9 protein-coding genes are annotated in these 11807 nt (G+C 62.6%); 5 read left to right on the top strand and 4 right to left on the bottom strand.

Annotated elements, in window-relative coordinates; genetic code table 11:
- Nucleotides 1–18: 18 nt before the first annotated feature.
- The 4 genes from mscK to KEM63_RS13805 form a co-directional block, all read right to left on the bottom strand.
- Nucleotides 19–3351 (bottom strand): mechanosensitive channel MscK, encoded by a 3333-nt coding sequence (mscK, locus tag KEM63_RS13820; RefSeq protein WP_223652609.1) that lies wholly within the window; start codon nt 3349–3351, stop codon nt 19–21.
- Between the two features lie 142 nt (nt 3352–3493).
- On the bottom strand, nt 3494–5296 hold the full coding sequence (locus KEM63_RS13815; RefSeq protein ID WP_223652607.1) for an acyl-CoA dehydrogenase: 1803 nt from the start codon (nt 5294–5296) through the stop codon (nt 3494–3496).
- 87 nt (nt 5297–5383) lie between these two features.
- Nucleotides 5384–6364, bottom strand: a complete 981-nt coding sequence (locus tag KEM63_RS13810; protein WP_223652605.1) for a serine/threonine protein kinase — start codon at nt 6362–6364, stop codon at nt 5384–5386.
- 104 nt (nt 6365–6468) lie between these two features.
- Nucleotides 6469–7125: a ComF family protein gene (locus KEM63_RS13805; protein ID WP_223652603.1), complete on the bottom strand. Its 657-nt coding sequence runs from the start codon at nt 7123–7125 to the stop codon at nt 6469–6471.
- 141 nt (nt 7126–7266) lie between these two features.
- Here KEM63_RS13805 and bioB point away from each other — a divergent pair, with 141 nt between their 5' ends.
- The 5 genes from bioB to bioD all read left to right on the top strand — a co-directional run bounded on the left by bioB (nt 7267) and on the right by bioD (nt 11771).
- The gene (gene bioB / locus KEM63_RS13800) at nt 7267–8313 is read left to right on the top strand and encodes a biotin synthase BioB (protein ID WP_223652601.1); all 1047 of its coding nucleotides are present in this window, start codon (nt 7267–7269) and stop codon (nt 8311–8313) included.
- A 94-nt stretch (nt 8314–8407) separates the two neighbouring features.
- On the top strand, nt 8408–9580 hold the full coding sequence (gene bioF / locus KEM63_RS13795; RefSeq protein WP_223652599.1) for an 8-amino-7-oxononanoate synthase: 1173 nt from the start codon (nt 8408–8410) through the stop codon (nt 9578–9580).
- On the top strand, nt 9573–10286 hold the full coding sequence (locus KEM63_RS13790) for an alpha/beta fold hydrolase (protein WP_223652597.1): 714 nt from the start codon (nt 9573–9575) through the stop codon (nt 10284–10286). Before bioF ends, KEM63_RS13790 begins: the two co-directional genes overlap by 8 nt.
- A complete protein-coding gene (gene bioC / locus KEM63_RS13785) occupies nt 10283–11074 on the top strand; it encodes a malonyl-ACP O-methyltransferase BioC (RefSeq protein ID WP_223652594.1) in 792 nt (263 codons plus the stop codon). The genes KEM63_RS13790 and bioC overlap by 4 nt, the downstream gene beginning before the upstream one ends.
- Nucleotides 11075–11090: 16 nt before the next feature.
- The gene (bioD, locus tag KEM63_RS13780; RefSeq protein ID WP_223652593.1) at nt 11091–11771 is read left to right on the top strand and encodes a dethiobiotin synthase; all 681 of its coding nucleotides are present in this window, start codon (nt 11091–11093) and stop codon (nt 11769–11771) included.
- Nucleotides 11772–11807: the final 36 nt, after the last annotated feature.

The following is an 11807-nucleotide window of genomic DNA, read 5'->3' as shown; positions in this document are numbered from 1 at the left end:
CGGGGCAGATGTGACGTATCAGGACGGTTCCTGACCGCCAGAGCGCGTGCTGGACACCAGACGCTCGAGCCCCTCGCTGGTCCGCAGGTTGATATCCATCTGCCGGTAGGCGATTTCGATACGGTGTTCGCGGAACTGGCGATCGATCTCGCGGTTGATCTCGTCGATGGACTGGTTGCGGTCCATCAACTCTTTCACGTGGATGCGCAGCTCATGGTTCAGCGTGCTGTCACCAAAGCTCAGGAACAGCACCATGGGCTCGGGATCCCTCAGCACCCGGGGGTTGTTGCGTGCTATGTCCATCAGCAGCTCGCGCACCTTGGGCAGATCCGAGCCGTAGGCCACGCCGACCATGACCGTAACACGGGTGATGGTGTCGTTGAGCGACCAGTTGATCAGCTGATTGGTAACGAACGTCTTGTTCGGAACGATGATTTCCTTGCGGTCAAAATCGGTGATGGTCGTCGCGCGGATGCGGATCTTGTTCACCGTGCCTGACAGATTGCCGATGGTCACCACATCACCGATGCGTACCGGACGTTCGAAGAGGATGATCAGACCCGACACGAAGTTGGCAAAAATTTCCTGCAGACCAAAACCGAGGCCGACGCCGAGCGCGGCGACCAGCCACTGCAGCTTGCTCCAGCTCACGCCCAGTGTGGACAGCGCCGAGAACAGACCGAAGCCGACGATCACATAGCTGAGCAGCGTGGTGATGGCATAGCTGCTGCCCTGACGCAGATTCATCCGCGACAGCACCATGATCTCCAGCAGGCCGGGGAGGTTTCTCGCCAGTGACAGCATCAGAACGATGATGACCAGCGCGCCGAGCAGATCGCCGGCGCTGATCGGCGCCATCATCGGTGCCTCTGCTGTGCCCGCGTTGTACTCCCAGAGCGTGACCGATTGAAGGTAGGACGCAGCGCTGATCAGATCCGACCAGGTGAAGTACACCAGCACGCCGAACAGGATGATCAGGCCCATGCGCGCCAGCCGCAGCGACTGCTGGTTGATCTGCTGGATATCCATCTCGGGAATTTCCACTGCCAGCTCGCCGTCCAGACTCTCGCGTACCTGCGGGGCCTGACGCTTGCTGATCGAGCGCTGGTAGGCCAGCCGGCGGCCGGCGACGTTGAGATTGCGCATCACCGTCCCCTCGACCAGCATCCAGAGGATGATCAGATACAGCGTGCCGATGAAGCGATCGGTCAGCTTGATGGCCGTATAGTTGTACCCCCATGCCAGCAGCCCGGCCACCGCAAGCGGCGCCAGTACCAGCACCAGCGAGGCGCTGACATGGAGCACCCGGGAGTTATACAGAGGCTGGCTGCGGTACATCATGCGGCCGAGCATCACGGCCAGCAGAACCAGTCCGATCAGCAGCGTGAGCCGACCCAGAACATCATCGATCAGCTGCTCGGGACGAATCTCGCCCAGGGCTACGACGACGACCATCGGCAGCAGTATCCAGGCGGAGCTGCGAACCAGGCGGTGAAGCCTGTCGACCAGATCCTGATCCCAGCGAAAGTGCAGAGTGGCGATGCCGCTGGGGTCGAAGACCCGGTACACCAGGTGCAGCATGAACCACGCCAGAGCCAGTTGCACCAGCGACTGGGCAAGTCCGGGCATTGCGGGCTCTTCCCCGAGCATGAAGATCAGCCCGAGCCCGCCAAGCACCAGCGGCACCGGAACGATCATCACCGCCGTGAGCAACAGGGCCTTGGGCGTATGCCGGACACTGTCACGGCGGAAATGTCCGACGTCGGCATGCAATGCCCGCAGCTGCTGCCTGAGATGCGGCAGGCGCCAGGCATACAGGGCCATCAGAAGCGCGAGCAGCGCAACCCATAGGGCGTTGTCGCGAAGGGTGCTGGCGACCACCCGCAGCTGCTCCGTCATCTCCATGGCCTTGAGCTGAGCCAGCGCCTGGGACGGGAAGTTCATGGCCCAGCCACGGTCCAGCGGACGATTGCTCGCCACCCAGAAAAGCTGATCGTCGATGGTGCGATGCAGCTCGCTGCTGGTCTGCTCGAGCTGGCGCTGGTTCATCTGCAGGGTAATGGCCTGCGTGAGCAGTGTGTTGATATTGGCGCTGAGCTGTTCGACCAGCGAAATGCGGCTGTTCACCACGCGCTCGAACTCACTGCGCAACGACTCGCGCTGCTCCTCCGGCAGCTTGTTTACCAGGCGCTCCAGGTAGGCGGAAGGGTTGGTCATCTGCTCACGCAGCTGGTTGAGTTCGAACTGTCGTAGCCGCAGGTCGGCGATCTGGTCGGTAAGGGTCAGGTCCGGTCGCGTATCGGGCAGCGCCTTTTTTTGCTGATGGAGGATGCGTGACAGCAGTACGCTGCCCTCCAGTACGCCGATCTGCTGGTCCAGCGCGCTTTCGATCTGCGTCACGCTGTCGATCTGCTGCTTGGTCAGAATGTTCTTGCGGGTCAGCTCGCCGAGTTGATTGGTTGCGCGCAGCAGCTCTTCACTGAGCCCGCGATTGAGCGTGCCCTGCTCGCGGAGGTGCTGCTGGTTGCCCGCCTGAAGCACCTCTTCGGTGGTCTCGCTGACCGTGCGTTCGGACTGGCTTCGACGTTTGGCGTCTATCAGATTCTGCAGGACCTGCGCCTCGGCTTCGATATCCGCGATCTGCCGGGAGAGCAGGTCGCGCTGCTGAACGGCCAGATCCTGCAGCACGTTGTTGGCACTCAGGCGCTGGCGCAGCAGCTCGTTATGCCGCTGCAGTGCGCGCTGTTCGGCCCGCATCATGGCCAGCCGAGCCGTGTTGAGCGGGGTGTCGGCCTGGCGCTGGAGGCTGCGGATCTGCTCGCTGAGCTGCTGCTCACGGGTCTGATTCGCCGACACGCTGGCCTGGGTGCGCTCGGGTCGCGTCTGAGCGGCGATCAGCTCGCTATTGACCGCAGTCAGCTCGTTCTGCCAGCTGAACATGCGCGTCACTCTCTCACCCAGCAATGATTCCAGATCGTCGAGTTCCCGATCCGCGTGCCGCGCGTTCAGCTCGTCCGGCTCTTGCGCCTGCATCCGTTCGAGCTGTTGCCGAGCCAGACGAATACGCTCGGGTGCCTGTTCGATCTGTTTGCGAAGGTCGGCCAGGTCGGTGTCGATGGCCTGGGTCCGCTGAAGGAAGTTCAGGGTGTTCTGGTAGAGCTCCTGCAGGTCCCGCTTTTCGGTCTCGGTCAGCGAACTGTCAGCCAGTTCCTGCATGGCCGTGCGCGTCTGCTCGACCGCCTGCTTGAGCTCGGCTTCTGGCGAGGCGTCCTGGGCGGATGCGGCGGGGCTCAGCATCAGCGGCAGAAGGAATGCGAACATCAGGAAAAAGCGGGTGAATACGCGAGGCATCGGGAGAGATCCGCTGGGTAAATCGCAGTAGGGTAGTCGCCGCCGTGTGGATTGGGAAGCGAGGGAAAGAGGTCAAAATGTGTCAGGCCACCCGGAGGTGGCCTGATTGGAAGAACGAACCGAAGCGCTGGTCACATATCGATCAGAACCAGCTGTCCTGCATGTCCAGACAGGTTGAATCCCGGTTCTCCAGAACGCTCAGCGCGTGGTGGCAGCTCGGCACTTCCCAGGTGAGGAAATAGCGCGCTGCCTGCAGCTTCCCGCGGTAGAAGTCAGTGTCCGCAGCGTTGCCGCGAGCCAGGCCCTGTTCGGCGCGGATCGCCTGCTCCAGCCAGCGCCAGCCGATCACCATGTGACCGAAGGCATTGAGGTACAAGGCAGAGTTCGCCAGCGCCTGGTTGACCTTGCCCTGGCCCATGTCGCCGAGTAGCGCCAGGGTGACCTTGCCGATATGGGCGTGCAGCGATTCCAGCGGCTCGCGCAGCGCATTCAGCGAGTCGAACTCGCTGGCGCGAGCGCAGGTATCCTGGATCAGACCAGACAGCTGCTTGAGCGCCGCGCCGTTGTTCATGGCTACCTTGCGGCCCAGCAGGTCGAGCGACTGGATACCGTTGGTACCTTCGTGAATCGGGTTCAGACGGTTGTCACGATAATACTGCTCGACCGGGTATTCGCGGGTGTAACCGTGACCACCGAGAATCTGAAGTGCCAGTTCGTTGGCCTTGAGGCAATAGTCCGACGGCCATGCCTTGACGATCGGTGTGAGCAGGTCGAGCAGTTGCAGAGCGGTCTTGCGCTGCTCTTCGGTCTCCAATGTCTCGGTATCGTCAAACAGCCGTGCTGCGTACAACCCGAGATCGTAGCCGCCCTCGACATAGGCCTTCTGGGTCAGCAGCATGCGCTTGACGTCGGTGTGCTCGACAATCGATACCTGCGCGCTGCTCGGATCCTTGCCATCGGGCAGGCGACCCTGCGGGCGGTTGCGTGCGTAGTCCAGCGAGTACTGGTAGCCAGCATTGCCCAGCATCACCGCGCCCATGCCGACGCCGATGCGTGCCTCGTTCATCATCTGGAACATGTAATTCAGTCCCTGGTGCGGCTTGCCCACCAGGTACGCGACGCAGTTATCGTTGTCGCCGAAATTCAGTGCGGTGGAGGTGGTGCCGCGCCAGCCCATCTTGTGGAACAGACCGGCCAGGGTCACGTCGTTGCGCTCGCCCAGCGAGCCATCGTCGTTGACCAGAAACTTCGGCACGATGAACAGCGAAATGCCCTTCACACCAGGCGGTGCATCGGGCAGCTTGCCCAGCACCATGTGCACGATGTTGTCCGACAGCGGGTGGTCACCGGCGGAAATGAATATCTTGTTGCCCTTCAGACGATAGCTGCCGTCAGCGGCCGGTTCGGCCCGGGTGCGAATGTCGGACAGCGAGGACCCCGCATGCGGCTCGGTCAGTGCCATGGTGCCGAAGAAACGACCCTCGATCATCGGCTGCAGAAAACGCTGCTTCTGCTCTTCGTTGCCGAAATTCTCGATCAGGTTGGCCGCGCCCATGGTCAGCATGCAGTAGGAGGAGGTGGCAATATTGGCCGCCTGGAACTGCGTGAAGCAGGCCTGCGACAGCAATGTGGGCAACTGCATCCCGCCCTGCTCGAACGTGCGCGTGGCGTTGAGAAATCCTGCCTCGAGGAAGGCGTCCACCGCCGGCTTGATGTCCGGAATCAGCTGCGCAGCGCCGTCGACGTACTGGGGTTCATGCTCGTCGCTCTTGCGGTTGTGCGGCAGGAAGAACTTCTCCGCGATGGTCCGGGCGGTGTTGATCGCCGCGTCGAAGGTCTCGCGGTTGTGCTCGGCAAAGCGCTCTCGGCGGGTCAGGGCCTCGGCGTCGAGCACTTCATACAGCTCGAAGGCCAGGTTGCGGGCGTCGGGCAGAATATCGGTCATGGCATGAACCTCTGAATTGAACGCCGGGCAGTGTATGTGTTCACCCCGTGACTGAGAACGGCCATTGATCTCTTTTATGTATCCGGATCAGAACAGCCGAAGCGGCGGCTCGTCCAGCGCCGCGCGTTGCTCGCGCAAGGTCAGCACCTGGTCGGCCCAGTATCGCTCACTGGCGAACCAGGGAAAGTGCATTGGAAACGCGGGGTCGTCCCAGCGGCTGGCGAGCCAGGCACTGTAGTGGACCAGCCGCAAGCTGCGCAGCGGCTCGATAAGTGGCAGCTGGCGCGGGTCAAAGTCGTGAAACTCGTTGTAGCCGTCGACCAGCTCGGACAGCTGCGCCTGGCGTTGGTCGCGCTCGCCCGACAGCATCATCCACAGATCCTGCATCGCCGGGCCCGAGCGGCAGTCGTCCAGATCGACCATGTAGAGCAGGTCATCCCGCAGCAGCAGGTTGCCCAGATGCAGATCACCATGCAGGCGGATCGGATCGAAGGGCACATCGCTGACGATGGCCTCGACGCGGTCGAGCAGGTCGCGTGCGACCGAGAAGTAGGCTGGTTTGAGATTGTCTGGCACACAGTCGACGCGCTCGAGCAGGGCAATGCTGTCGCGTCCGAAGGTCTGCGGCGTCAGTGCCGGGCGATGCTGGAACGGGCTCATCGCGCCGACCGCATGCAGCCGGCCAAGCAACCGTCCCAGCATCAGAAATTGATCCGGATCGTCGAACTCGGGGGCGCGGCCACCGAAGCGACGGAACAGGCTGAAGCGAAACCCGGCGTGCTCGAACAGGGAACGTCCGTCGATCTGCATGGGCGGGATCACCGGTATCTCGCGTTCAGCCAACTCCAGACTGAAACGATGCTCTTCCAGAATCGCTTCGTCGGTCCAGCGGCCCGGCCGGTAGAACTTCGCGATCAGCGGCTGGGCAGACTCGATGCCAACCTGAAACACACGATTTTCATAACTGTTGAGCGTCAGGATGCGGGCATCGCTGAGATAGCCAAGAGACTCTACCGCGTCGAGGACGGCGTCAGGGGTAAGCAGGGCAAAAGGATGTTGCGTGTCCATGTTCAGCTCCGCTCAGGCCAGTTTGATTATGTATATGTTGGCATACATCGGCGCAGTATGTCGGAGCAGTGGATGGGGGGTGCTTTAAGCCGGACCGGCGCAGATCAGGGAGTACGGGCAATGCACCAGACGCTGACCTGTCCTGCGCCGGCATCCAGAAGCGTGCGCGTGGCAGAGCGAATCGACGCGCCGGTGGTGACAACGTCGTCGACCAGTGCGACGTGACGGCCCTCGATGGGCGCGGCGCGCACGCAGCGAAAGGCGCCCTGCAGATTGCGATGGCGCTCGGCTGCAGGCAGCCCCTGTTGACTGGCAGTGGCCTTGACCCGTCGCAGTACACCGGTCGATAGCGGCAGTTCGAGCGCCCGGGCGATGGGCCGCGCAAGTTCAGTGGCCTGATTGAAGCCGCGACGCGCCTGGCGGCGACCATGCAAGGGAAGCGGTACCAGGCATTCGGGGCGCGGCGAGTCGCGGTAGGCATCGTGCAACGCTTCGACGAGCAATTCGGCCATCAGGCGGCCGAACGCGTATTGCCGGTGATACTTGAATGCGGGAATCAGACTGTCGAGGGGGAAGGCGTAGCGAAACGGGGCGACCACTCTGACAAAACCAGGCGGGCTGGTCTGGCACTGGCCGCAGAGCTGACCGTCGTTCGGCAGGGGGAGGGCGCACATCCGGCACTGGGAGCCCAGCCAGGGCAGCTCGAGATGGCAGGCGTGGCACAGTTCACGGCCGGTATCCGCGGCGCCGAGGCACAGCATGCAGCGCTTCGTTTGAGTATTTATTAACCAGTTGTAAACCGTGCTGGCTTTCATCGGTTGACAGCCTCCGTGCCGTCGCTATCATCTCTGGCCATAGCTTGAACCGAAACCGGTTCCCACGCAAACCGCAAGGACTCATCGATGACCGCTTCCGTGACCCGCCACGACTGGACTCCGGCCGAAGTGCTGGCTCTGTTTCGCCAACCTTTCAATGACCTGATGTTCCAGGCGCAGACGGTGCACCGCCAGCACTTCGATGCCAATCGGGTGCAGGTATCGACGCTGCTGTCGATCAAGACCGGCGCCTGCCCGGAAGACTGCAAATACTGCCCGCAATCAGGTCACTACAACACCGGCCTGGACAAGGAAAAACTGCTTGAAGTGCAGAAGGTGCTCGACGAGGCCGCCGCTGCCAAGGCCATCGGCGCTACCCGCTTCTGCATGGGTGCGGCCTGGAAGCATCCCTCCGAAAAGGACATGCCCTATGTGCTGGAAATGGTCCGTGGAGTACGCAAACTGGGCCTGGAAACCTGCATGACCCTTGGCAAGCTGACCAAGGAGCAGACCGCTGCGCTGGCCGACGCAGGGCTCGACTATTACAACCACAATCTGGACACATCGCCTGAATTCTACGGCAACATCATCACCACCCGTACCTATGGGGATCGGCTGGAAACGCTGTCCTACGTGCGCGACGCCGGCATGAAGATCTGCTCTGGCGGTATTCTCGGTATGGGCGAAAGTCTCGAAGATCGTGCCGGGCTGCTGATCCAGCTGGCCAATCTCCCCGAACATCCGGAAAGCGTGCCGATCAACATGCTGGTGAAGGTAAAGGGCACACCGCTGGAGAACGAGGAAGACGTCGATCCCTTCGATTTCATCCGCACGCTGGCCGTTGCGCGGATCATGATGCCGAAGTCGCATGTGCGCCTGTCCGCCGGCCGCGAGCAGATGAACGAACAGACTCAGGCCCTGGCCTTCTTCGCCGGCGCCAACTCGATCTTCTACGGTGACCGGTTGCTGACCACCAGCAACCCTCAGGCCGAGAAGGACATGCGCCTGTTCCAGCGTCTCGGCATCAAGCCGGAAGAGCGCGAAGAGCACGACGACGAGGTACACCAGGCGGCTATCGAGCAGGCATTGGTGGAGCAGCGCGATAGCAAGCTGTTTGTAAACGCGGCGGTGTAGCCCTTTCGCTGAAGCCTTGAGGCTAAGGGCTTGACGACAAATGTCCCGTACTCGGGATATGCCTTCAGCCTTTAGCCGCTTTTATCGAGCCTCTATGTTTCTGAACCTGTCTGCCCGCCTGGCCGAACGCCGCGACGCCGATCTCTATCGCCGACGGCCCCTTCTGGAAACGCCGCAGGGTGTGAACGTGCTCGTTGATGGGCAGTCCCTGCTGGCCTTCTGTAACAATGACTACCTTGGCCTGGCCAATCATCCGCAGGTGATCGAAGCATTTGTCCAGGGAGCTCGCCAATGGGGTGTGGGCGGAGGTGCGTCGCATCTGGTGGTGGGGCACAGTACGCCGCATCACCAGTTGGAAGAAGCCCTGGCGGCGTTCACCGGCCGGCCACGCGCACTGCTGATGTCCAGCGGCTACATGGCCAATCTGGGCGCCGTCACGGCGCTGGTCGGGCAGGGTGATACGGTTCTGGAGGATCGTCTGAATCATGCCTCGCTACTCGACGCCGGGCTGCTCAGCGGCGCAAGGTTCTCGCGTTACCTGCATAACGACGCAGCCAGCCTGCAAAGCCGCCTGGGCAAGGCCGTGGGCGACACGCTGGTGGTCACCGATGGCGTGTTCAGCATGGATGGCGATCTGGCAGAGCTGCCCGCGATCTGCGCAGCGGCGCGACAACACGGCGCCTGGGTGATGGTGGACGACGCCCACGGGTTCGGTTGTCTGGGCGAGCACGGGGGCGGCATCGTCGAACACTTCGGGCTGAACACGGAAGATGTACCGGTATTGATCGGTACGCTGGGCAAGGCCTTCGGCACGGCTGGCGCCTTTGTCGCCGGCAGCGAGGAGCTGATCGAGTCGCTGATTCAGTTCGCCCGCCCTTACATCTACACCACCAGCCAGCCGCCGGCTGTGGCGTGCGCGACACTCCGCAGTCTGGAGTTGCTGCGCGAGGAGGTCTGGCGGCGTGTACACCTTGCCAGGCTCATCGTCCGCTTCCGCGAGGGTGTGTCGGCGATCGGACTCGAGCTGATGAACAGCCCCACGCCGATCCAGCCGATTGTGGTCGGCAGCAGCGCCCGAGCGCTGGCGCTGTCAGCGGCGTTGCGCGAGCGAGGCATTCTGGTGACGGCGATCCGGCCGCCGACTGTGCCGCGTGGGACGGCGCGGCTTCGCGTGACGCTGTGCGCTGCGCACACGGAAGCGGATGTGGACCGACTGCTCGAAACATTGCAACTGGCTGTCGCCAGCCTCCCGGAGTCCCATGACTGAAATCACGCTGTTGCCGGGATGGTCGCTCGCGGCCGCCTCTCTCGAACCACTGCGATCAGCTCTGCTCGAGTGCCTGCCCGAGGCGGGCGTGCAGACGCACGAGCTGCCAGTGGTCAGTCTGGCAACGCTGGAACAGGACCTGGCTGCGCTGGCCGATGCTCTCGCTCCCGGGGTGCTGGTTGGCTGGTCGCTTGGCGGCATGCTGGCGCTGCAGCTGATGCGGCGGTTTCCCGATCGCTTCGAAGCAGTCGTGACTGTGTGCAGCAATGCCTGTTTCGTTACTCGGGACGACTGGCCGGAGGCCATGGCACGGGACACGTTCAAGAGCTTCTACAACGACTATCGCTACGATTCCGACAAGACTCACAAACGCTTCGGCCTGCTGGTTACCCAGGGCAGCGATCAGCGACGCGAACTGTCCCGGTCATTGATCTGGGATGGCCGCGATCCCGAGCAGCGGCTGCATATGCTTGCGGTGCTCGGGATTCTGGACAATCGCGTGCTGCTGCGGGACACCCAACGGCCCGTGCTGCACTGCCTGGGTGCCCGTGATGCACTGGTTCCTGCCGCCGCGGGCCAGTTGCTTGAGCAGAGCAATGCGCAGGCCAGGGTCGTGGTGCATCCGCAGGCCAGCCACGCACTGCCCGCTGAACAGCCGCTGTGGCTGGCGCAGCAGATTGCCGGGTTCCTCAAGGCTCGATCATGACCGAGACACTCCTCGACAAGCGACGCATCGCCAGCTCGTTCGGGCGGGCTGCAGCGACCTACGATCAGGCGGCAGCTTTTCAGCGCACCGTGGGCACCAGCCTCCTGCAGCGGCTGCCCGACCGCTTCGAGCCGGCTGACATAGTCGATCTGGGCTGCGGCACCGGCTATTTCAGCAGGCTTCTTGAAGAGCGCTTCGAGAAAGCGGTTTATGGTCTCGATCTGGCTGAAGGGATGCTCCGCTATGCCGGTCAGCAGAGCAGCCACGGACGTTGGATAGCTGCCGACGCCGAGCACCTGCCCCTGCGCGAGGCATCGCAGGGTCTGATCTTCTCAAGCCTGGCATTGCAGTGGTGCTCCAACCTGCAGCAGGCGCTCACTCAAGCCTGGGGCGCATTGCGTCCTGGCGGATACCTGGCGTTCAACACCTTGCTGAACGCTTCGCTACATGAGCTGCGAGATGCGTGGACGACCGTCGACGGCTTTGTACATGTCAACCGGTTCATGCCGCTCGATACCCTCCAGGCCCACCTTTGCCAGGCCGGGTTCGCCTTCTGGCACTGCGAGGTGGAGCGTCACGTCCTGCGCTACGAGCAGCTTTCCGACCTGATGCGTGAGCTCAAGGCCATCGGCGCACACAACGTCAATCCCGGCCGGCCGGGAGGGTTGACCGGTCGCGCCCGATTGCGGGCCTTGACCGAAGCGTACGAGACATTCAGAACCGCGCAGGGGCTGCCGGCAACATACGATGTTGCGCAGGTCATCATGCGCAAGGGACCCAAACCGTAAGCGAGGCGATACGATCATGAGCAAGGTTTACTTCGTCACCGGGACCGATACCGAGATTGGGAAAACCACAATGTCCGCCGGGCTGTTGCACAAGGCGCGGATGAGTGGGCTGTCGACCGCAGCAGCCAAGCCGGTGGCGGCAGGGTGCGAGCGAAGCCGGGATGGCTTGCGTAACGAGGATGCGCTGGCGCTGCAAGCACAGTGCGAACCGGCCATTGACTACGCGTTGATCAACCCGATCGCGCTGGAAGCGGCGATCGCTCCACACATTGCCGCGCAGGAAGAAGGCGTGCCGCTGAGCTGCGAGAGCCTCGCCGAAGGCTGCCGGCGTGTGTTCGCGCTTGACCGCGATCTGACCCTGGTCGAAGGGGCGGGCGGCTGGCGAGTGCCGCTCAACGACACTCAGACGCTGGCGGACCTGGCTGGCACACTGCGCCTGCCGGTCATCATGGTGGTGGGCATGCGTCTGGGCTGTATCAATCATGCGTTGCTGACCGCCGAGGCGATTGCCGCCGACGGTCTGCAGCTGGCTGGCTGGATAGCAAACCGCGTCGACCCTGACATGAGCAGGCCGGATGAAAACTTCGCCACGTTGCGGCAGTTGATCAAGGCGCCGTGTCTTGGGCTGGTGCCGTGGATGGAATCGCCCTCGCCCGATCAGGTCGCCGCCTGTCTCGATTTGACGCCGTTAATCTGACGGGTGATGGCGCTTAGCCATTTTGTGTGCTTAGAT

The sequence above is a fragment of the Halopseudomonas nanhaiensis genome (genome assembly GCF_020025155.1).
GTDB lineage: Bacteria > Pseudomonadota > Gammaproteobacteria > Pseudomonadales > Pseudomonadaceae > Halopseudomonas > Halopseudomonas nanhaiensis.
The sequence above is the reverse complement of the archived record's forward strand: the minus strand, read 5'-3'. Positions and strand labels throughout refer to the sequence as shown.